The organism is Glycomyces sp. NPDC021274, from assembly GCF_040641195.1.
Taxonomy (GTDB): domain Bacteria; phylum Actinomycetota; class Actinomycetes; order Mycobacteriales; family Micromonosporaceae; genus Glycomyces.
Window position 1 is genome coordinate 82,733 of sequence record NZ_JBFADC010000014.1, and the last position, 19,428, is coordinate 102,160.

At 68.4% G+C, this 19,428-nt stretch carries 23 protein-coding genes; 6 read left to right on the top strand and 17 right to left on the bottom strand.

Going from position 1 to position 19,428, the window contains the following annotated elements:
• Window positions 1-25: 25 nt before the first annotated feature.
• From AB0I03_RS23560 to AB0I03_RS23580, 5 genes are all read left to right on the top strand, one after another.
• Window positions 26-685 carry a diguanylate cyclase gene (locus AB0I03_RS23560; RefSeq protein WP_360416301.1) on the top strand — a complete coding sequence of 220 codons (660 nt, stop codon included), beginning with the start codon at window positions 26-28 and terminating at the stop codon, window positions 683-685.
• Window positions 686-715: 30 nt separating this feature from the next.
• Window positions 716-2,713: a hypothetical protein gene (locus AB0I03_RS23565; RefSeq protein ID WP_360416303.1), complete on the top strand. Its 1,998-nt coding sequence runs from the start codon at window positions 716-718 to the stop codon at window positions 2,711-2,713.
• Between the two features lie 80 nt (window positions 2,714-2,793).
• On the top strand, window positions 2,794-3,147 hold the full coding sequence (locus AB0I03_RS23570; RefSeq protein WP_360416305.1) for a helix-turn-helix transcriptional regulator: 354 nt from the start codon (window positions 2,794-2,796) through the stop codon (window positions 3,145-3,147).
• 72 nt (window positions 3,148-3,219) lie between these two features.
• The gene (locus tag AB0I03_RS23575; protein ID WP_360416307.1) at window positions 3,220-4,086 is read left to right on the top strand and encodes a DNA ligase; all 867 of its coding nucleotides are present in this window, start codon (window positions 3,220-3,222) and stop codon (window positions 4,084-4,086) included.
• Between the two features lie 303 nt (window positions 4,087-4,389).
• Entirely contained in the window at window positions 4,390-4,872 is a 483-nt protein-coding gene (locus tag AB0I03_RS23580) for a CopG family transcriptional regulator (RefSeq protein ID WP_360416309.1), read from the top strand.
• 184 nt (window positions 4,873-5,056) lie between these two features.
• Here the strand turns inward: AB0I03_RS23580 and AB0I03_RS23585 are convergent, their stop codons facing one another.
• The 13 genes from AB0I03_RS23585 to AB0I03_RS23645 all read right to left on the bottom strand — a co-directional run bounded on the left by AB0I03_RS23585 (window position 5,057) and on the right by AB0I03_RS23645 (window position 17,351).
• Window positions 5,057-5,311, bottom strand: a complete 255-nt coding sequence (locus AB0I03_RS23585) for a holin (protein WP_360416311.1) — start codon at window positions 5,309-5,311, stop codon at window positions 5,057-5,059.
• Between the two features lie 27 nt (window positions 5,312-5,338).
• Window positions 5,339-6,040 (bottom strand): hypothetical protein, encoded by a 702-nt coding sequence (locus AB0I03_RS23590; RefSeq protein WP_360416313.1) that lies wholly within the window; start codon window positions 6,038-6,040, stop codon window positions 5,339-5,341.
• Between the two features lie 2 nt (window positions 6,041-6,042).
• Complete coding sequence (locus AB0I03_RS23595) at window positions 6,043-6,354, bottom strand: hypothetical protein (RefSeq protein WP_360416315.1); 312 nt, start codon at window positions 6,352-6,354, stop codon at window positions 6,043-6,045.
• Between the two features lie 9 nt (window positions 6,355-6,363).
• Entirely contained in the window at window positions 6,364-7,512 is a 1,149-nt protein-coding gene (locus AB0I03_RS23600) for a peptidoglycan-binding domain-containing protein (protein WP_360416317.1), read from the bottom strand.
• A complete protein-coding gene (locus AB0I03_RS23605; protein WP_360416319.1) occupies window positions 7,512-7,697 on the bottom strand; it encodes a hypothetical protein in 186 nt (61 codons plus the stop codon). The genes AB0I03_RS23600 and AB0I03_RS23605 overlap by 1 nt, the downstream gene beginning before the upstream one ends.
• A gap of 53 nt (window positions 7,698-7,750) precedes the next feature.
• Entirely contained in the window at window positions 7,751-8,548 is a 798-nt protein-coding gene (locus AB0I03_RS23610) for a hypothetical protein (RefSeq protein WP_360416321.1), read from the bottom strand.
• 2 nt (window positions 8,549-8,550) lie between these two features.
• On the bottom strand, window positions 8,551-10,674 hold the full coding sequence (locus AB0I03_RS23615; RefSeq protein ID WP_360416323.1) for a hypothetical protein: 2,124 nt from the start codon (window positions 10,672-10,674) through the stop codon (window positions 8,551-8,553).
• Between the two features lie 2 nt (window positions 10,675-10,676).
• Entirely contained in the window at window positions 10,677-11,969 is a 1,293-nt protein-coding gene (locus AB0I03_RS23620) for a hypothetical protein (protein ID WP_360416325.1), read from the bottom strand.
• 84 nt (window positions 11,970-12,053) lie between these two features.
• A complete protein-coding gene (locus tag AB0I03_RS23625; RefSeq protein WP_360416327.1) occupies window positions 12,054-12,977 on the bottom strand; it encodes a hypothetical protein in 924 nt (307 codons plus the stop codon).
• Window positions 12,977-15,745: a phage tail tape measure protein gene (locus AB0I03_RS23630; protein ID WP_360416329.1), complete on the bottom strand. Its 2,769-nt coding sequence runs from the start codon at window positions 15,743-15,745 to the stop codon at window positions 12,977-12,979. The genes AB0I03_RS23625 and AB0I03_RS23630 overlap by 1 nt, the downstream gene beginning before the upstream one ends.
• Window positions 15,746-15,763: 18 nt before the next feature.
• Window positions 15,764-16,003, bottom strand: a complete 240-nt coding sequence (locus AB0I03_RS23635; protein WP_360416331.1) for a hypothetical protein — start codon at window positions 16,001-16,003, stop codon at window positions 15,764-15,766.
• An 86-nt stretch (window positions 16,004-16,089) separates the two neighbouring features.
• Window positions 16,090-16,749, bottom strand: a complete 660-nt coding sequence (locus tag AB0I03_RS23640) for a hypothetical protein (RefSeq protein ID WP_360416333.1) — start codon at window positions 16,747-16,749, stop codon at window positions 16,090-16,092.
• A gap of 83 nt (window positions 16,750-16,832) precedes the next feature.
• The gene (locus AB0I03_RS23645) at window positions 16,833-17,351 is read right to left on the bottom strand and encodes a hypothetical protein (RefSeq protein ID WP_360416335.1); all 519 of its coding nucleotides are present in this window, start codon (window positions 17,349-17,351) and stop codon (window positions 16,833-16,835) included.
• A 267-nt stretch (window positions 17,352-17,618) separates the two neighbouring features.
• Here AB0I03_RS23645 and AB0I03_RS23650 point away from each other — a divergent pair, with 267 nt between their 5' ends.
• Entirely contained in the window at window positions 17,619-17,816 is a 198-nt protein-coding gene (locus AB0I03_RS23650; protein WP_360416337.1) for a hypothetical protein, read from the top strand.
• Here AB0I03_RS23650 and AB0I03_RS23655 read toward each other — a convergent pair.
• Genes AB0I03_RS23655 through AB0I03_RS23670 form a run of 4 tightly spaced genes read right to left on the bottom strand, consistent with a single transcriptional unit; the run spans window position 17,803 to window position 19,426 of the window.
• On the bottom strand, window positions 17,803-18,243 hold the full coding sequence (locus AB0I03_RS23655) for a hypothetical protein (protein WP_360416339.1): 441 nt from the start codon (window positions 18,241-18,243) through the stop codon (window positions 17,803-17,805). The two genes, AB0I03_RS23650 and AB0I03_RS23655, sit on opposite strands and share 14 nt — an antisense overlap.
• Window positions 18,243-18,611 carry an HK97-gp10 family putative phage morphogenesis protein gene (locus AB0I03_RS23660; protein ID WP_360416341.1) on the bottom strand — a complete coding sequence of 123 codons (369 nt, stop codon included), beginning with the start codon at window positions 18,609-18,611 and terminating at the stop codon, window positions 18,243-18,245. The genes AB0I03_RS23655 and AB0I03_RS23660 overlap by 1 nt, the downstream gene beginning before the upstream one ends.
• A 9-nt stretch (window positions 18,612-18,620) precedes the next feature.
• Entirely contained in the window at window positions 18,621-19,058 is a 438-nt protein-coding gene (locus AB0I03_RS23665; RefSeq protein WP_360416343.1) for a DUF6093 family protein, read from the bottom strand.
• Entirely contained in the window at window positions 19,058-19,426 is a 369-nt protein-coding gene (locus AB0I03_RS23670) for a hypothetical protein (protein WP_360416345.1), read from the bottom strand. The genes AB0I03_RS23665 and AB0I03_RS23670 overlap by 1 nt, the downstream gene beginning before the upstream one ends.
• Window positions 19,427-19,428 lie beyond the last annotated feature (2 nt).

The window sequence follows — 19,428 nt, forward strand, 5'->3', positions numbered from 1 at the left end:
AGCGACGACTCAAGGAGTCTCCCTGATGAACCCCGAGATCCTGTTCGGCTTCACCGCCGGCATCGCCACCGCCGCGCTCGCCGGAGGCATGACCGCCTCCGTAACCCTTCGGAGAGTTCTAAGCCGCGATAGGACGGACGAACACGAAACGCACGGCATCGACGCTCTGACCGGTCTGTACAACCGCGAAGGGTTCATTGCCTCGGCCAGAGCACTCCAGGCCAATCCTGAACCCGCTCAGGGGCACATGCTGTGCGTCCTTGCCTACAACGGGATCGAGCGGATCGAGCGGGCCTACGGGGCGCTCGCCGCCGAGCACATCATTGCCAGCATCGGCGCGGACCTCACCGAGTACGCGGTCAATGGCCTCGCGTGCCGCTTCGAGTATTCGTTCCTCGCTGTCATCGCCACAATCGAGGACGCCGAGACCCTTGCCGAGTACATGCAGGTCGCCGCCTGCGAGCGGGCGGCGACCTTTGAAGGCGCCTTGCGCACGGGCCCGGAACGGTACGTGTTCCCCGTGTTCGGTCCGACTGCCGCCGACGCGGCAGGAATCTACGGGCCCGCGATCCACCTTGAACTTGGCATCGCCACCACAGCCTACGACGCCCCGTTCGACCTCGGCGGCATGCTCGACGCGCTCGCACTCGAAGCAAGCGACCGAGCCCTCCAGGCCACCAGCTAGCGCCCCGGCGCTTTCGAAGGGAGAACCGACGTGACCGACACCCAGACCCGCCCGAACCAGTTGCAGGCCGCCGCGCCCCGCCGCGGCCGGGGCCTGCCGCTGTGGATCGGCGCCGCCGTCTACGCCGCGGCCATGCCCCTGTGGGGTCTGCGTGCCGCCGCCGGCCACGTCCCTGCGCTCATGTTCATCGCCGCCGCCACGGCCATCGCCGTCCTCATCGTCCGCTCCCGCACCGACGCCGGAAGCCGCCCCGCCCAGGCCGCCGTCTACACGGCCGGCGTGTGGGTGGGGTTGTTCGCCGCGTTCGGGATCGCATGGTGGTTGACCGCACTGTGGGCGACCGCTCTCGGCGCATTCTGGCCCGCCTGGCGCCGACACCTCGCCGCGTTGGCGGCCGGCGTAGATCAACTCCCCACGGAACCGGAGTTCGAACCCGAGCTCGTTGCCGCGCTGGCCGTGATGGACCTGTGGGTGGAACGTGTCGCGAACAGGGACCCGCTCAAGGGCACCCAGCTCAAACTGCTCAAGACCGACGGCCGCGTTCACCACTTCGCTGTCGGCTTTATCCCCGGCAAGCACACCTACAGCCAGCTCGTCAGCCAGCGTGAAGCGATCGCCTCCGCCATGGACGTCCCCGAAGAGAACGTGACCATCGAGAAGGCCCGCACCGCCGCGAGCGCCCTCTTTACCGTCATCACGGATGTCGCCGACCGCCCCCCGGTCATGTACCCCGGGCCGAGCTTCGACCCCGCGACCGGACTGGTGACCTTCGCGAAGTACGACCTCGACCACACGCCAGTCGTCCTGTCGGTCGTGGACGACAACGGCGCGTACGGGGCGACGTTCTGCGGTGATCAAGGATCCGGAAAGTCTGCGTGCATGGAGAACGTCGGCCTCTCCCTCCTCGCGAGCGGATACTTCGTGGGCCTGTACGTCGACCCCCAGGGCGGCATGTCCTCCCCGATGCTCGCCGAGGCCTGCAAGTGGACCGCCCGCAGCGTCGCCGAGGCCGCCGAGCTCATCCGCGCGCTCCCGCGCTGGCGGCGCCTGCGTCAGATCGTGTTCCGCCGCATGAGCCGCAACGGCTACCGCCTGTCCAAAGAGCACCCGGTCGTGGTCATCTTCATGGACGAGTTCCAGGAGATCGCCTGCGGGCTCTCGAAAGACGACCAGCAGATCCTCGTCGACATGGCGAAGACCCTCCGCAAGGTCGGCGGCTGCCTGATGATCGGCACGCAGAACGTCGGCCTGGCGGCGTTCGGCGGCAACAACGACCTGCGTACCCAGCTCATGTCCCGCAACGTCGTGTACTTCTACACCTCGTCCAAACAGCAGGGGAACCTCTCGGGGCGCAACGACTTCGACCCCTCCACCCTCCCCAGCGGCACCCCCGGCTACGGGTACGTGAAGGAGCTGCGGGTCAAGGGCAAGCTCATTACCCGCGCGGCCCCCATCCGCGCATTCTTCTTCGGCCATGACGCCGACTTCGGCGGGCTCAACGCGGGCCTCGCATGGCTCCGACACGTCCGCAAGTCCTGCCGTTTCGCGGACCTCCCTGCGGCGGAGGTCGGCGCGCTCGGCGCCGCCTTCGCCCGCCGCGACCGGGCCCGTGCTGCCGCAGACGCTACCGACGAGGCGTTCCTTGCCGCCTGTGAAGCAGCTGGCAAGGGCGAACTCGACCCCGACCAGCTCGACGAGTTCGACCCCGGCACTGCGGCGAAGCCTAAACCGGAGCAGCAGCCCGCCGGGGACGGTCTACCGTCCCTGCGCCTCGGTGGCCCCGAGGAACAGCCCGCTGACCAGTACCCCGGAAAGACGAAGGCGATCCTTGAAGCCCTCCGCGCTGGCGCGTGGGGGACTACCGAGATCATCCGCCGCGCCGCCAACGCTGGCGTCACGGTCTCTTCCTCGCACGTCGAACAGACCCTCCCGAAACTCATCGACGAGGGCAAAGCGTTCAAGGTGGGCACCGGCCACTACCACGCCCACGGAGCCCCGGAATGCGAGCGTCCCGGATGCGGGGGATGACGCTGGCCGCGCGACCAGCTATCGTGATCTCCACTGCCGTAACTGCATGGAAGGCCACCGTGGATCGCCACCCGCTGCTCATGACTGCCGCCGAGCTGCGGTGTCTGCGGGAACTGCTCGGACTCAGCACGAGGGCGCTGGCCGCCGCGATCGGCCGGAGCGAGCGGAACGTGGCGAGGTGGGAGAACGGTCAGCAGCGGCTCGCCCGGGACACTGCCGAAGCGCTGGCAGAATTGGCCGACTACACGGACGCCGCCGTTGATGCGCTTGTTGCCGCCGCCCCGGACACGATCAGTGTGTACCGAAACGACGGAGAGTTTCGCGCCCACGAGGACACAGGGGCTCGGGTGTTGTCGGCGGCTTGGCATCGGATGGTCGCGGCGCGTGCGGCGGAGCGGATTCCCGGGGCGGTCATCACCTACCACGACGAGTAGTACCCGGCACGACGAATCGCCCCGCCTGCCGAGATGGGAGACGGGGCGTTGTTCTGCGCTTAGGCTCCTCTCGTGGAGTTGCCTGCACCGATGCTGCCCACGGCGGGAGCCCTGCCGGTCGGTTCAGGCTGGGCGTTCGAGATGAAGTGGGACGGCGTCAGGCTGATCAGTGGATTGGAGCGCGGGGTCCTGCAGATGCGCACCCGCCAGGGCAAGGCCGTGTCCGCCTCCCAGTTCCCGGAGCTCACCGAGATCGCCGAAGTCGGGGACGTCATCCTCGACGGTGAGCTGACCGTGTTCGACGGCGACCGCACGGATTTCGGGGCTGTCCTCCGCAGGCTTCTCGCCCGCGGTCACCGTGCCGCCGTCCTGGCCGAGGAGTATCCGGCGACGGTGCTCGTGTTCGATGTCCTCCGGTTCGACGGTGAGGATCTACGCCGCCGCCCGTACGAGGAGCGGCGCGCGATCCTCGAGTCGCTCGAGCTCCCCGAGGGCTGGGTGGTGCCGCCAGCGTTCGCGAATGGACCTGCAACCGTGGAGGTGAGTCTCGAGCACGGCCTGGAGGGCGTGGTCGCGAAACGCTTGGCGTCGCGCTATTCGAGCGGCCGGTCCAGGAACTGGGTGAAGCAGAGACACCAGGGGATCATCGACGCCACCGTGGTCGGCTGGGTGCGGCGGCCCTCCGGCGGGCTCTCTCTGCTCCTCGCCGAGCCCGGCACGCTCCGGTACGTCGGCCGGTGCACCGCGCCACGGGGACTCGTCGATGCGCTCGCGCCGCTCGCCGTCAGCTCCCCGGCCGCGGCCGTGCCCGCCCAAGCGGGTGTCGTGCAGTGGGTCCAGCCGGTGCTGCAGGTCGAGGTGACCGCGTCTTCGCGGGAGCCGGACGGGCGGTTGCGGCAGGCGCGGTTCGTGCGCGCCCGCCTCGACCAGCTTGGGTAGGGCGGGGCTTGACCGCGGTGGCCGCGTTCGGTACCTTGGAGGCCTGTCCCCGCCATCGCGGGGTTGGCCCACGGCTCTCTATGAGTTGAGTGTGGTTCCCGCCGACGCGGGAGTGGCTCGTAGCTGTCTATGAGTGCAGGATCGTCCCCGCCTTCGCGGGGTGAGGGGCCTTCGGGCCCCTTTTTCGTTGCCCGTGAACGCCCTGGGGCCATTGCGCATGCCAAAACCTTGCCTGTGGTTTACACATGCTTAAACTAATGCTATGGTTTTCGCATGCGGAAAATCCGCAGTGAAGGAGGCATCATGCCGCGCATCAACGTCTTCGAGTACCCCGCCGAGGACCACCCTCAGCTCGTTGGCTGGTTCGACCCCGACTCCGCCACCCGGTACCACGAGGACACCACCTGGGACGGCAGCAACCACATCTCCGTCAACGTCGGCAGGCATAACCACCAGAGCCTCTACCGCACCAAAGGCGGCCGCTGGGTCCTCAATGACTGGTCTGACTGGGAGGGCTCCGAGGAGACCTTCCGGTTCGTGACCGACGAAGTCGCGAAGGACTGGCTGCTGAGAAACCACGAATACGAAGCCGCCGAGGAGTGGTTCGGCAAGCTGGAGGAAGAGGCCGGGCCGCCAAACTTGGGCGGCCGCCCCCCGGAGGGCAAGAAGGTTGAGACTCGGCTCGCCGATGACGTCCTGGCCGCGCTGGAGGGGCGTGCTGCGGCCGAGAGCGTTCCCCGTGCCGAGATGATTCGCCGCCTGGTTACCGCTGGCCTCGGCCTCTGAGAGGACGCTTCTCACGGCGGCGGATCTCGAAAGTTAACGGGACCAGTGCCCACTGGCTGGACACCACGAAACGGCCCCACCCGCGAGGGTGGGGCCGTTTTCCCAGTCGCAACCGGGTACCCGTACTCGAGTCTGCGCCTACCCGCCCGCCGAGGCCATCGGCCGAACGGTCCAGGCAGGTCAGCTACTCGGTCGGCGTGTGCTTGACCGTCCCGAGCGGGATCATGCTCGCAGACCCCTCCGTGCCGACCGGCGCGGAACCGATCGACCACGCGAGACTCGCGCCGACCGCCAGCCCGACGACACCCCAGGAGTGCGCCCAGTCGATGTCGTTCCACCCCCCGACCGCCTCGGCCGTCAGGACCGCGAACCAGGTCCCGCCGAACGTCTTGATGGCACGGTCGCTGGTCTCACGCCAGAAGCGCTTCGTGTAGTACATGGTCAGTTCTCCTTGGTCGGTTGTGGGCTATTCGGTGGCGGCGGCGACGCAGATGACCGCGTCGACAGTGCCGTTGGTGGTGAGGACGGTCTGCGCCTCAGGTGCAGAGCCCTCAGGGCATAGCGGCAAGCCGTGTTCGGCTACGTATCCCTCGACCTGGGCACGGATCTCGTCCTCGGTCGGTGGCCGGCCGGGCTCGCCCTGCGCCCCGTCCTGGCCGTCCGCACCGTCGGCCCCGTCCTGGCCGTCAGCTCCTGCAGGTCCGGGCGGCGGCGGGTTCTCCGCGAGGTAGGCCGCCATCGCGGCGTACAGCTGCTCGTTGAGCAGGTCCGGGTGATCGGCGAGGACCGAAGCAAACGCGGCGGTAAGCTCAGCGGCGGACGGCTCGAACTCGTACGGGTGGTCCGCGAAGTACCGCGCGAACGCGGCCTGGATCTGCGGGTCGGTCAGGGTTGGCCCCGGAGGGCCGGGCGGCCCGGTCGGCCCCGATGGGCCGGGAGCTGGCGTGTACTCCGGGTCCTCGAGAAGTTCCTCGGGCTGCGGAGCGATCGGCTCGACGCCCTGAGCCTCCGCGTTGGACTGCTCGTCACCGAGGGCCGCCGAGAGCGCGTCGACCCGGGCCTCCTGGACCTCCGACCGCCACAGGACTGCGGCGACGGCGACCAGAACCAGGAGGATCTGCCCCCAGTGTGCGATTGCCCGCCGGGTCGGGGCCCGTAGCTTCGGCATCCTCATACCGGGCCTCCGGTCGCGGAGACGACGTCGACGACGATGGACAGGGCGGCGGCGAGCATGGCGCCGACGACCATGCGGCGGTCAGCTGCGCGCCGTTCGATATTCGCGGTCTTGTCGGCCTCCAGTGCGCCCACGAGACGTTCGACGGACTTCTCCACGTTGGTGACGCGGTCGTTGACCCGGCCGAGGTGGGCATCGTGGACCTCGCGGGATACGAGTCCGGCGAGGTCGCTGCGGAGCTCTGTGAAGTCGTCCTTCACGTCCTTGCGGAACTGCGCGATCTCGCGGCCGATCGGGTCGTCGGGCATGGGCGGGCCTTACTCGCGAGCCTCGTTGTCGACGCTACCGAGGACCTCGCGGAGCGCAGCGGCGACGGCGGCCGTGTCGAGATCGTGGTCGACCGCGGCGGCGACCGCGGTGGCCAGCTCTTCCGGGGACGGGATCGCCTGTCGGACGCCTTCGGCGACCGCGGCCGTGATGGCGTCTTCGGTGAGGCCCGACTGGCCCGCAGCGATCGACTTCATCAGGGCCGTCTGCTTGGCCTGCTCGGCGGCGATCTTCTGCCCGTACAGCAGCGTGTAGTAGTGGTTGGAGGCCGCGAGGAACTTCGCCGGCCACTTCGTGCCCGAGTAGGAAACGCCCTGCCCGGTGATCAGGGGAATTTCTTCGTCCCAGCTCATGTCGTCCTCCAGGAGGTTTCGTAGGGCGGCTGCGGTGTCGCGGTCGTAGATGCCGGTGGTGGTGATGCGGGCGCGGCGCTGGAGCTCGCGCACCGCCGCGGTCGTGGCGGGGCCGAAATCGCCGTCCTCGACCAGGCCCGCGTTGATCACGCCGTTGAGGTAGACCTGCAGCGCAAGGACCGCGGGCCCTTCGGCGCCTTCTCGCAGCGTGGGGGCGGGGAGGCCGGCCACCGGGAGCTTGCCCGCATCGGTGCCCCACGCCCGCTTAAACCAGTCCTCCAAGGACTCGCCCGAGAGCAGCGACGCGAGGCCTTCCAACGCCTTGCGGTCACCGGCATAGGGCGTGAGAATGCCGATGTGCACATGCCAGGTGTGGGAGGTGTCGGAGCTGGCCGAGCGGTAAGCGCCGTCCTCGGAGTCCTTGATGCGACCGACGACCGTCCGGCCGTCGAGGGTCCCGTAGAACTCTTTGACGCACCGCATTCGCGGGTCCCGTCGGTCGGCGCCGTCCAGGAGACGCCGCGTGATCGTCCTCATCCACGTGTCGTTCATCGTGAGGTCGATCGCGCGCGCTTTGTCCTTGGGGTCGCGTCGGTCGATCGCGTGCCGGACCGAGTAGTTGCCGGGCCATTTCGACAGGTTGGCGAAGACCGTGTTGTGGTAGCCCTTCTTGTCGGCGTAGATCCCGCCGAGGCGCACGCCCGGGATGAAGCCGTGGCAGGCGAGCCACAGCCACCACATTGCGTCCGTGATGTAGGTGCGGTTCGGGTTCGGCGCCGTTGCCATCAGTCCAGGCCCTTCGGGGACGGACCCGCCGTGCGGAGGTCCTCGAACTCCTTGGCGTCGAGGATCACGATGTGGCCCGCACGGTCACGGACTTCGTAGCGGTCGTCTTCGCCATCGGGTGTGGTCTGGCGGACCTCGTACCCGCGATCGACGTCGAACAGGTGCCAGCCGTGGGGATCGGCCATGGGTTCTCCTTGGATCTGGGCACGCCGGGGGAGACGGGCCGGTGATGGGATTGCTAGGACTGGAGGCTGTAGCAGCGGTCGACGATGACGCGGGACTGGACGCCCGCGGTGTTTCGCGCCCACAGCTGCACCGAGTGCGAAGTGCCATTCGGTTCGATGGTCGAGCCCCAGCCGGGGACGTCGAACGTGCCCACAGTCGTGCCTGACGCCGAGCCCGCGACGACGCCGTCGACCTGCAGCTGCCAGTCGACCGTCCCCGAGGGGGCGTTCGTGCCGACGCCGATGGAGATCCGCGGATGCCACAGCGTCGTGATGCCGTGCATGACCTCCTGGTAGGCCACGTTCGTGAACGCCGGCCAGAACGGGCCGCCGGTGGCCACGGACGTGCCCGTCGACGGGACCATCGGGATGTTCAGGTAGGGGCGGGCCAGGCCGACACCCGTCTCGGAGTCGTTGGAGACGAGCTCGTTGCCGAGGCGGTCCAGACCGGCCCAATAGGACCGGTCTGCGGTGCCGAAGAGCCCGAAGCCGGGGTCGCCGTTGCCGTGGGAGAACTGCCAGACCGCGACGCCGGATGCGTTGGTGCCGATGAACACGAGGCCAACCGTGTCGTCCTCGTTGGTCATGCGCAGGGCGCCGCCGCGGATGATGATGTCGCCGGCGTCGTTGACTTCGATGTTCCCGGCATCTTCGACGACGATCCGTGCGCCGGAGTGGACTCGGAACACCCCTTCGCTGACCGAGGTGGCCTGGGCGGTGCGGGCGGTCCGTGATTGCTGGTTGCGGCGGCGATCGTCTTGGATGGCTCGTAGTGGCCCGTCGCCTGCTGTCGCGTCAGTCCAGACCGTCACGGCTACCCCTCCGATACTGCTGTGTTGAGCGCGGTTGCGTCGAGGCCCGGGTCGACGGCGAGCCGGGGGACCCACTGGGATTCGCCGGGGTTGAGGGTGAACCCGGTCATCCGGCGCGCGCCGATGAGCGGCCGCCGTTCGGGGTTGCGGGGCCCGGTGAGCCGGTACGGGGCGAGGTCGCCGAGGTTGATATCGATGCCGGGCCGCGGGTAGTCGTACAGCTGGCTGGTGATCTCGATGACCTGGGTGCCGTCCTTGGTGCGGGCGAGTTCCGCATCGGAGTGGTCCTGGAGCAGGTCAGAGGCGGTGATGTTGTTGCCCGGTTCGACGATCAGCTCGACGATGGGGATACCGGACTGCAAGGCGATGAGGTCGATCGAGGGCGCCGATGACGGCTGGTCGTCACCTTGGCCGGGACCGATCGCCGTCACATAGTTCGCGTAGTTCCCGTCCCGCCAGGACTCCTTGAGCGTGTAGGAGATGACCGCGCCGTCGCCGGTTTCGAACATGGCTGTCGCGGTCGGTGTGGTGCGGCCGATCCGGCGGCGGATACGGAGGATCTTCTGGACGATGGTCTGCGACGCGTCGGCCCAGTCGAAGTAGATCTCGAACTCCAGTCCCTGCACGCACAGGGCCCGGATCGCGTCGTACACGGAGGTGCGGTCAGTGGCCTTGTACTCGATGTCGATGAGTTCACCGGTGTTCTCCACATCGAACTCGAGACCGAGGCCCTGGAACTGGCCGTCGATCTGCTCGGCGTCGAGCGCGAGCTGGTAGGCGACCTGCGCCCGGTCGGCCTGCACGAACACGTGGTCCTTGACCTTGCGTTTCGCGAAGTACCCCTCAGGGGTGACCGTGGGCACCGACAAGTCGTTGCCGGATCCGCCAGCCCGGTCGATCGGCAGGCCCATCCACATCGGGACGTCGTTGACGATCGCCACCAGAGCACCCGATGCGCCGTCGGTGCACGCTTCGGCGTCCTCGATCGACACGTACCCCTGGCCGTCGCCGGCGAGCGGGATCGACATCTCGGCGTTCGCGTACGCCGAGAGGTTCCGCGCCGGCGACCCGGTGAAGTCGGGGAGTTCGGCGATGATGCGGCCGCTGCGCTGGTTGATCCCGACGGCGGTGACCGATTCCCGGACGATGGGGACGCCGTACCCCACGGGGGGCGTGATCGGGCCGGGTGTGACGGCTTCGGGGCCGATCCACGTCCGGAAGATGTGCCAGATGTGCGGGGGGCCGATGATCCACGCCGAGTACCAGACACGCCAGCCCTCGACCCCGTCGAGGGTGTCGGGCAGGAGCGTGGCGCGGTAGAGCGCGGTGTGCTCGCCGGGCTGCTCCTGCGGGATGACGGTCCCGCCGGAGTTCGTGAACGTCCACCCGTCTGAGGAGACGCAGAACAGGAGCAAACCGTTGATGCCGGACACGTCCTGGTTGCAGTCGTTCAGGAGCGCAATGTAGCCGTCGGCGGTGCGGAGGAGGTCGAGGTGCCAGGCCTCTTTCCCGGGCAGCATGGGGCCCATGTCGACGCCGACCGGGTCGCCCCACGCGGATGAGAGGGTCGCGCCGCCTTGGAGTCTCACGACCTGGTTGGGGCTGGGAACGATGTCGACCGCCCACATCGTCCACGCGCCGCCCTCGAAGAGGATGCACGGGGAGACGAGGCGCCGCACGGTCTGGTTCGAGGAGTAGAACAGGGTCTTCGGTTCCCACGCAACACCATCAGCCGAGGTGGAGAAGTACAGCTTCTCTTCCGCACCCACAGCGGCGGCGTCGTAGGTGCGCCACACCAGGTAGAACACACCGTTCACATAGCGCAGATCGGTGTCGGAGTTGTACGCGCCCGGGGAGCCGGGTTGGTCGTCGATCGGGTTGACCAGGCCCTCGGGCACCACCCAGATGATGCCGTCGTTCGAGGCTGCGATGCAGGGGTCTTCGAACTCGTCGTCGCCGCCGGCGTAGGGCGTGTACGCCATCCAGTACGTGAACCCGGAGACGGGGGCGTCGAGGCGCACGATGGAGGGGTGCGTGACCTCCCCGTCGGTGGCGTGCTGCGGGGTGGGGATCGCCAGGCGTGTCCCGTAGTTCCCCGAGATCGTCGTCGGGTCAGGCAGGGCCATCACTAACCCCGGATGTAGTCGACGTAGAGGTAGGACGGTTCGTTCGCGTTTGCGTTGCACGCGAGGGTGCCGGTGCCGGTCTGCCGCAGGCACGTCACCACGAATGTCTTCGACCCGGTCGCGACTGCCGTGTACTCGACTTCGAACCCGATGGGGTAGTCGGTGCCGGGCCCATGGATCACCGAGTTCTTCAGCGACAGCTGCGTCCCCGCGACGTTGTCCTCACGAATCCTGAACCGGGCCAGGTCACCGGTGACGGTCCCTGCGACGTCCGCGTCCCACCGGATCTTGTAGGTCGCCCCCGACACCAGCGACGCGGTCACCGAGTTGATGAGCGTCTCGGACGTGAAACTGGAGGAGTTGGTGGTGCGGATCGTGGTGGCGATGCGCCTGATGGACGCGAAGTTCGTGGGGGACGCGAGCGACACCCACGCCGCGCCAGTCCACACCTCCAGTGTGGAGGTGTCCTGACGCCAGATCATCATGCCGTGGTAGCGGCCCGTCGTGGGACGGTCGGACGTTCCGCGCACCGGAAGGACCCCGGCGCCGAGCGCGTACTGCGCCAGCGAATCGACCGTGTGCGGCAGGCCCGACCCGGTCGAGTTCACGCGCAGCACCGCGAGCCGGATCGAGTTCGCGGTCACCGTGGGAGCTGTGGGGGTGCCGGCGGGGGCGCCGGGCACGTACAGGATGCGGGCCCTGCGTTGCCCGAGGCCGTCTTCGTCGTCGTCCTGCACCTGCAGGTCGATACCGTCCAGGCGCGGGTTGGAGGCGTCGGGCGGGTTGACCGAGCCGTTCACGGCGTCGTATTCGACGACGTAGGGGCCGGAGGTCGAGGTCAGGCGCGGGTAGACCACGGCGAGTCCCTCGGCGACCGAGTAGGTGGTGCCCGCGATCGTCACCGCATCCGAGGAGTGCGGGCGGACACCGGTGCGCGCGCCGAGCCGGTCGGTCGATCCGGGGTGGAGGGTGATGGCGGCGAGGCGGCGCATCTGCACCGCCGCGTAGGAGGGGACGCCGAGGAGCACATCGGCGGTGCCGTCGGCGTCGAAGTCCCACATTTCCGCGCCCGTGGGGGTGGAGATCCGGAAGTCGTTCGCGGTGGGGTCGCGGACCACGTATTCGGTGTGCTCGCGCAGTTCCAGGCCACCGCCGGTCCGGTTCTCGACGGTGATCAGGTCGCCGTCGACCAGCCCGTGCCCGGTGATCGTGAAGCGGTTCGTGGCCGCGCTGATGGGCGCTGCCGCGGCGACGACCGTGACGCCGTCGAAGTTCATCCAGCCCGCTGAGGACACAAGGCCACCCCTATCCAGGTGTTGGGAATGCGAAAAGCCAGACCGGGAGGCGATCTGGCTGGGGACGAGAGGGGTCGAGGGCGGCTACCACCAGGCGGAGCGGTACTCCACCTTCGCCTGAGCGGCTGGGGTGTAGTTCGCGGCGAGGAACCGCATCCGGTTCACACCCGGCAGGAACGGGAAGGCGTCCATCAGCCACGTCGCGGCACCGCGCTGGTTCGCTTCGATGAGGCCGTTCAGCAGGGCCCGCTTGCGAACGGTGTCCACATCAATCCACTGGCCCTCACCCAAGGTGATGTTGAGGCTGATGGACTGGACGGACCGGTCGGAGCGTTCGAGGATCAGCCGCGGCTCAACCACGGGTCCGTCGATGCGGATGAGGGCCCCGGTCGCGGTGGTGCCGAGGTTGTTGATCTCGACCTGCCCGCCCTGCGTGGTCCCCGGGATCCGGAAGGGGAGCCGCAGGCCCCGACGCCACACTGAGGAGACCCGCTCCGCGTCGATGCGCAGGCCGCCGCGTTGGACCGGCAGGCCCGTGGTGACGGTGGTGAGGTTGCCGGAGTAGATGCGGGGGTCGCCGGCGACGAACGCGGTGGCGATCTTCGCGCGCCCCAGAGCGATCTCGTCGATGTCCGGTTCGACGCCGCGGGGCCTGCCGAACAGGACGTATTCGTCGGGGTCGTCCTTGAGGCGGAAGCGGAGTTCAGCGATTTCGCCGGTCGCGCCGACCGCGGAGAACGCGGCGGCCATCTGCTGGATCGCGGCCCGTGTCGAGGGGATGTCGCCGTTGGCGCCGTTGGCGATCACCCTGATGGGTACGACGCGGGGGTCTTGCCATTCGGCGCCGACCCAGGCGCCGTGCGCGTAGGGGCGGTCGCCGCCCTGCGTGGCGCGCACTGAGGTGAAGAACGGGTTGAAGTCCTTTTGGACGTCGAAGAGGGTGCCTGCACCCATGAGGAAGTCGCGGGCGGTCCCGATCAGGTGGACCTGCTCGACGGCGAGGGCCATCAGAACGCCCCGTGCCAGGACATCTCGTCCATGACCTGGGCGTATTTGAAGTCGTCGGTGTGCGCGTGCACGTTGACCTCCTGGTGTTCGACAACGGTGGACCCATACGGGCGGCCGGAACCGGAGGCGCCGGTCATGCTGGTGATGGTCGCGACCTCGACTGGCCGCTGGCCCCGCCACTGGCCCCGGCGGGTGATATCAGCGCCGTACCAGGACGCGGCCACGTCGAGGATCGCGAGGGACCTCGCCCTGTTGCCGCGGCGCGGAATGAACGCCTCACCGCCCGTTGCGGGTTCAGCGAACGCGTACCGGGCCGGGTTCTGCGCGGAGTAGATCCCGGCGTTCAGCAGCCCCCTCTGGGCGTGGACGGTGACGCCGCCCCACCGCTGCGCCTGCAGGGCGTTCGGTCCGAATTCGTGCTGCGCTGCCTGGTTGATGGTTTGCAGCACGATGTCGACGGTGGTGCCGTGCAAGCCGTCGATGGCGTTCTGGAGTCCGTCGATGCCGTCTTCGGAGTCGTCGATCCCCGCGATGATGCCTGCGGCGATCTCCTGCCCGGTCTGATCGCCGCGCAGCCCCCACAGGCGGACGACTTCCTGCAGCTCCTCGTCGGTCATCTGGGCCATGAGCGCGACCATCTCGGCACCCTCGGGGCCCATTGCGGCGAGTTCGTTGATCATCCCGCCGACCCCGCGCTCGGCGAGGATGGTCATGTTCTCCGCCCACTGCGCCTGCGCCTCAGCCTGTTGCCGCAGCTCCTCGATGAAGCCCTCGGAGGTCAGCTTCGCGTTCTCCTCGAGCCCGTCGAGGCCGGCGTTGTATGCCCCGAGCAAGTCGACGAACGCGGTCGCGCCGTCGGACCAGACCTGGAGCATGTCGGTGACGGCCTGCTCGGCGGTCTCCCCCGTGACACCCATCTGCTCGGCCAGGAACTCGAGCTGCAGCGTGTACGGGTTGACCGCCTCGGCAGCCTCTTCCGTTTTCGCAGTCGAGTTCTCCAGTGCGGCTTGGTATTCCGGGAAGATCTCGTTGAGGCGTTCCATCGAGATGCCCTGCTTGTCGGCCTCGTCCGAGATTTTCGACCACGCTTCAGCCGCAGCCTCAGGGTCGGAGGCGTACAGCTGAGCGAGCGCCGCATCCATTGCGGAGATCCGCTCAGTGGACTTGGCAAGGGAGTCGTCGATCTCCTTGGCCCCGGAAACCATGCCCTCGGTGAAGGCTGCGAGCCCACGTGTGAAGCCTTCGTCGGCGGCCGATTCGAGGGACTGCGAGAACTTGTCGAAGTCGTCGCCCATGATGCGGGCGGCCTCACCGGCGATCTCCCCGTCTCTAGCCCACCGCTCCAGGCCGGTACCGAACGCCTCGATCTGGGGGTTGAGCTGCTTCCCGAACGCCGCAGCAAGGGCCATCGACGCGACTTGGACCACGCCGAGGGCCATCGCGGCCGGGCCGGCGTAGCGACCCACGGAGGACAGGGCTCCGGCGGCTTTCGCGCCTGCGGGCCCTGTTGCTGCGAGCTGCGCGTTCATTTGCGCGGCCCTGTCGCGAACCCGAAGGAATGCGCCGCCGAGAAGCGCGGCCCCGGCGACTAGAACGCCGATGATGACGACCGTGTTGGTGATCGGGGCGGGAATGGCCTGCAATGTCCCGATCAGTCCGGTCGCGAACTGGACGATGGTCCGCAGCGCCTCAGAGAGCCCGCCCGAGGATTCGATGGCGAGGCCTTCGATCGCTGAGGTCAGCTGGCCCACGTCACCCTGGAGGGAGTTGATGCGCTTCGCGGCGGTCTCGGCCGCGACACCCTGCTCGCTGACCTTGTCGATGTAGGTCGAGATCCCGGCGGCGCCTTCGGCGAGGAGGATGTTCGCGCCCGCGATCGCTTCCTGCCCGAACAGGACGGCCATGGCGGCGTTGCGTTCCTCGATGGACAGTTGCGCGAGTCCGTCTTCGAGTTCGCGGACGATGTCGACTGCGCCGAGGACGTTCCCGTTCGTGTCGTAGATGGAGATGCCGAGGTCGTCCATGACGGCCTTGGCTTCCTTCGTGGGCGCGAGGAGTCTCAGGAGCGTGGTCTTCAAGTTGGTGCCGGCTTCGGCGCCGGTGAGGGCCTGGTCGCCCATCGCCGAGAGGATGCCCACGGTCTCCTCGACGCTCAACCCGGCCTGGGCGGCGACCGTGCCGACGTTCTTGAGCGACTGCCCCAGCCCGGTGACATCGGTGTTCGAGGCGTTCGCGGACCCGGCGAGGGTGTCCGCGACCGAGGACATCTGGGAGGCTTCGAGGTTGAACTGTTTCAACGTGGTCGCGGCAATACTCGCGGCCTCGGCAAGGCCGATACCGCCCGCCGCGGCGAGGTTCAGCGCACCGGCGAGCGCGCCGCCGGTGATCTGCGCCGCGGTCAGGCCCGCCTTGGAGAGCTCCTCGATCGCGTTCGCCGCTTCGGTCGCGGAGAACTGGGTGGAGGCGCCCATGTCGATCGCGGCCTGCCGGAGCGCCCCGAACTCGGCCGCGGTCGCATTCGACACGGCGTTGACCTGCGCCATCGCGTGGTCGAACTGCGCGGCCTGGGCGACCCCGGCAGCGAGGGCGCCGCCAAGGGCAAGCCCGAACGCGATCGCGCCGTTCGCGACCGCGTCCAGATCCCCCTTGCCCTTCGCGGCCGTCTCCGACAGTTCCTTGCGGAAGTCGCGGGTCGTCTTGACCATCTCGCCGACGTTGGCCGTGTACTCCTTGATGTTCGCGACGTACTTGACGGAGATGGTGCGCACCTGGCCTCCTCTCAGAGATCAGACGGGCGGTGGGTGCGCTTCGACGCGGTGGATGAGCGCGTGCGGGTGCTCCGCTTTCTGCTCCCGGTAGGAGGCCTCGGATTTGGAGAGGGCCGTGCACCGGTGGCAGCGGATCGGCAGCAGCGGCAGGTACTTGCCGTTGCCGGGGGAGCCGTCCATATCAGGGCGGGTGGTTTCGGTGAGGTCGCCGCCGCAGCCGGAGCAGAGGGTGTCCCGTCTGGCGGCGAGGGCGAGCATCCAGCCCTGTTCTTCCTCGGTCCATTCGGGTTCGCGGCGGGTCTCCCAGCCCGTGACCTGCCCGTTCTCGTCGCGGACGACGGTGGTTACTTCGAGGGGTTCCCAGCCTTCGAAGCGGCGGCGCGAGATGCCGAGCCGTTCGGCCGCCTCGACGAGGATCCGCTCTTCAGGGTCTTCGAGGCGGCGAAGGAGAAAGGGACGTCGACCTTGTTCCGGTTGAGCCGCCAGCACATCTCGAACAGGCCGTCGTACTGCGCGTCGGTCATGTACTCGTACAGCAGGGCGTCCCACTCCTCGGGGGAGAGGTCGTCGGGGCCGATGATGGAGGCCCGGATCAGCTGCTCGGGGAACGTCTGCATGTTCACGCCGGTGGAGTCCTCCGGCAGGGGCTTGCCGTCCTTGCCTTTGCGGGGCGGGTGGGCCTCGCACAGCTCCTTCCACGTCAGCTCGTCCTTGGGCGTACTGGGGGTGCGCTCGCGGCGCATCGCCTGCACGGTGACGACGATGGCGTTCTCAGCCATCTGCTCCTCGAGTTCCGCGAGCTGAGCGGCGAGGCGCTTGAGCTCAGGGTCGGGAACGAGCATCTCGGTGGCGGACTTTGAGGCGTTCTTGCGGTCGTAGGCTTCCTTGATGGTCTTCCACTTAGCCCTGCGCGGGCCGGGCAGATTCACCGTCATGGAGTCCTGGGTGCGCTCGGCGGCGGCGAGCTTCTCACTCGCCGTGCGCGGCTTCTTCGTGTTGGACATGCTGCTCTCCTGGCCGTGAGGTCTGGCCTTGGACATGGAAAGGGACCCGCGCACCCCGGCCAGGTTGGTGCACGGGCCCCGGTCTAGGAGGCGACGATCGCGACGTCGCGCTGCGTGCCGCTGCGGATGAAGAGCTTCTGCATGATCTTCTGGCGGCCATTCGCCTCCGGCGCCTGCTTCACCTGGACGCCGCACTCGACGACGTAGACGTCGACGATGTCCCCGACCTCGATCGCGGGCTCGTAGTCCATGCCCCAGCGGGCGATGACGAAGCCGAGCTCCTTGTGCCGCAGCGTGGTCTGGGCCTTGTTGTCGGCCGCGGCGGGCTCCTGGCCTTGGAACACGTAGGTGATGGACAGCGTGTCGGTGAAGCGGCCGACGCGCTCGAAGGACTGGCGGCTGCACAGGCGGTCGTCGACGGAGACCTGCTCGTCGGTGGCCGGGGTCCACCCGTCCGCCGTGAGGTAGCAGGACAGGTCGACGACGGTGAGCGCGGTGGCCTCGGTGATGGTCGGTTCGGCCGGAGTGGCGATGGCGGGGACCCACAGGACCTTGAGGGACCCGTCGGCCGGAATGGATGTAGGAACGACGGCGTCGCTCATGGTGTCTCCTCAGAGTGTTGTGGCCGGGGCGTGGTTGAGCGGCCCGCGAGAGTGCGGTGCGCTTTCATGGGGAGGGGCCGGGACCGGGGTTTGGCGGGCCGGACGATTTCGCAGCCGCCCGCGGCGAGGTACGCGGCAGCTGCGGCTTCACTTGCGTCCCACTGGTGCCTAGTGGTGAGGCAGCGGAGGCGGACGTACCGTGCTTGCATGCCCGACCTCCCCCGTCCGGTGGATGTGGACCTTCGGCGGGGCCGCTACGGTGGGCCGATGACGAAGCGAACGTGGATGCTGCTCGTGTGGGTCGGCATCGTGGTAGCGGTCGGCGGCGTTGTCGCTGCGGCCGTGGGGTTCTCGATGGACACGACCTATCCCGAGGAGGTGCCGGGGTGGTCGTTCGCCGTGATCTGGGTGGGGATCCTGCTGGCGGTCGGCGCGGTGATCGGCCGCGCCGTCACGAAGAGATGACGGCTGCGGGTTCGGCGCCCATCCGGTAGTGTGCCCAGCCCGTGTAGGTGGGGCGGCCCTCGAACAGGACGTCCTTGTTCTCCGCTACGGGCTGGTCGACGGGGATCTCCCGGATGAAGTTGCAGCCCCACCCGGGGATCACGGGTCGCTTCCCGAGGAGGGCGGCCGCGACCTGGTCGAGGCCCCACAGGACCTCGTCGACGTCGCGGCCGACAGCGACGAACCGGGCGTCGTTGATCTTGGGGATGAGGTTGCCGCCGAGGTTCGCGATCTCCCCGCGGGCGGGGACTGGCCACTGCACAAGGTGCGGGAACTGCAGGCCCTCGTCGGGGATCTGCACGCCCCCGTAGTGGTACTGCCACGTCGGGACCTGCGCTATGACCATCGCTTTGATGGCGAGCTGGAAGGGCCTCGAGATCTGCGCCATCACGCCCCCGGCAGCGGGTCGATAGCGTCTAGGGCGGCATAGAAGTTCGGTTCTTCCTCATCCGCGGCCGGGCCCATGAACGGCTGCGGCGCCTGCCGCGATGTTCCGAGCTCGACGTACGGCGAGTACTCCGCTTCCGGCCCTGTGGTGCCGACCGCGATGTCCCGGTTGGATCCGATGAAGTCCGAGGTGATGGAGTTCCGCATGAACCCGGTCAGCACCGCGGCCCGCACTTTCCCGCCGGCCTCGGTCGCGAACGTGGACTTGCGGACCGTGTTCCGGACCTGCTTCGTCGCCTCCTGGGAGCCGACCTCCACGTCGCGCTCGAAGCGCCGGATCTCGATCCCATCGATGCGGAGCTCAGCCACCGTGCCTCCTCAGATCTGCGCTGGCGGGACGTTGGCGCACACCAGGTCCCGCTCCCAGATCTGGGAACCGAACCGCACGTCATGCACCCACAGGGACTCGTCCGGAAGGCGCGCGTCGCCGGCGGTGGCGACCACGACCTCGTCGTTGACGCGGATCTCCGGGGCGTCGGCGGGGAGCACCACGATGTAGTTGCGGATGATGACCTGCTGGCCGCCGATCTCGCGGGTGGTTTCGACGCCGTCGCGGACGACGCGCATCCGCGCGGCCCCGTCGACGCCGTACACCGTGACGGGCGGCGGGTAGTCGGTCTTCCCTGCGGGCTCGTTGAAGACGCCGGTGGCCGAGTATCGGCGGACGATGCCGGTCGCGGTCATGGCGCTCTCGGCGACGGGCCGGTTGCGGGCCTCCCAGTCGCGGTGGAAGACGCCGGTGCCAGGGAACGGCATCACAGGCCGCCGAGTTCACCGAGGGTGCGGTAGGACGCGTACGGGTCGAACGGGATGACGTCGATCGCCCACGGGCCCTCGTCGCCGTCTTGGTCGTCCTCCTCGCGCAGCTGCCGCGCCTGGGCGCGGAGCTCGGCGGCGACCGCGGGGCCATCGGTCTGGAGGTCAAGGGTCCTGATCTTCTTGGAGACCAGGACTTCGGAGGTGGCGATCGCATCCAGCGCCCGCGCCGCGGCGCGCTTGACGCGGCCCGACTCGATCGCCAGGTATCCGGTGATCTGGTCGTCGGCGAGGAGGAAGTTGCCTTCCTCGACGTCGGCGATCAGAAGCCGGACCTGCCCGACCGGGGTCGTGTAGTCGATCGCCACCG

Bases quoted from the DNA above. Each gene is read 5' to 3' on its own strand.
- AB0I03_RS23640 (WP_360416333.1), bottom strand. From the start codon at position 16,749: ATGTCCAACACGAAGAAGCCGCGCACGGCGAGTGAGAAGCTCGCCGCC.
- AB0I03_RS23665 (WP_360416343.1), bottom strand. From the start codon at position 19,058: ATGCCGTTCCCTGGCACCGGCGTCTTCCACCGCGACTGGGAGGCCCGC.
- AB0I03_RS23600 (WP_360416317.1), bottom strand. From the start codon at position 7,512: ATGGCAACGGCGCCGAACCCGAACCGCACCTACATCACGGACGCAATG.
- AB0I03_RS23635 (WP_360416331.1), bottom strand. From the start codon at position 16,003: ATGCTCGCCCTCGCCGCCAGACGGGACACCCTCTGCTCCGGCTGCGGC.
- AB0I03_RS23560 (WP_360416301.1), top strand. From the start codon at position 26: ATGAACCCCGAGATCCTGTTCGGCTTCACCGCCGGCATCGCCACCGCC.
- AB0I03_RS23615 (WP_360416323.1), bottom strand. From the start codon at position 10,674: ATGGCCCTGCCTGACCCGACGACGATCTCGGGGAACTACGGGACACGC.
- AB0I03_RS23605 (WP_360416319.1), bottom strand. From the start codon at position 7,697: ATGGCCGATCCCCACGGCTGGCACCTGTTCGACGTCGATCGCGGGTAC.
- AB0I03_RS23570 (WP_360416305.1), top strand. From the start codon at position 2,794: ATGACTGCCGCCGAGCTGCGGTGTCTGCGGGAACTGCTCGGACTCAGC.
- AB0I03_RS23650 (WP_360416337.1), top strand. From the start codon at position 17,619: ATGACGAAGCGAACGTGGATGCTGCTCGTGTGGGTCGGCATCGTGGTA.
- AB0I03_RS23645 (WP_360416335.1), bottom strand. From the start codon at position 17,351: ATGAGCGACGCCGTCGTTCCTACATCCATTCCGGCCGACGGGTCCCTC.
- AB0I03_RS23585 (WP_360416311.1), bottom strand. From the start codon at position 5,311: ATGTACTACACGAAGCGCTTCTGGCGTGAGACCAGCGACCGTGCCATC.
- AB0I03_RS23590 (WP_360416313.1), bottom strand. From the start codon at position 6,040: ATGCCGAAGCTACGGGCCCCGACCCGGCGGGCAATCGCACACTGGGGG.
- AB0I03_RS23580 (WP_360416309.1), top strand. From the start codon at position 4,390: ATGCCGCGCATCAACGTCTTCGAGTACCCCGCCGAGGACCACCCTCAG.
- AB0I03_RS23595 (WP_360416315.1), bottom strand. From the start codon at position 6,354: ATGCCCGACGACCCGATCGGCCGCGAGATCGCGCAGTTCCGCAAGGAC.
- AB0I03_RS23655 (WP_360416339.1), bottom strand. From the start codon at position 18,243: ATGGCGCAGATCTCGAGGCCCTTCCAGCTCGCCATCAAAGCGATGGTC.
- AB0I03_RS23625 (WP_360416327.1), bottom strand. From the start codon at position 12,977: ATGGCCCTCGCCGTCGAGCAGGTCCACCTGATCGGGACCGCCCGCGAC.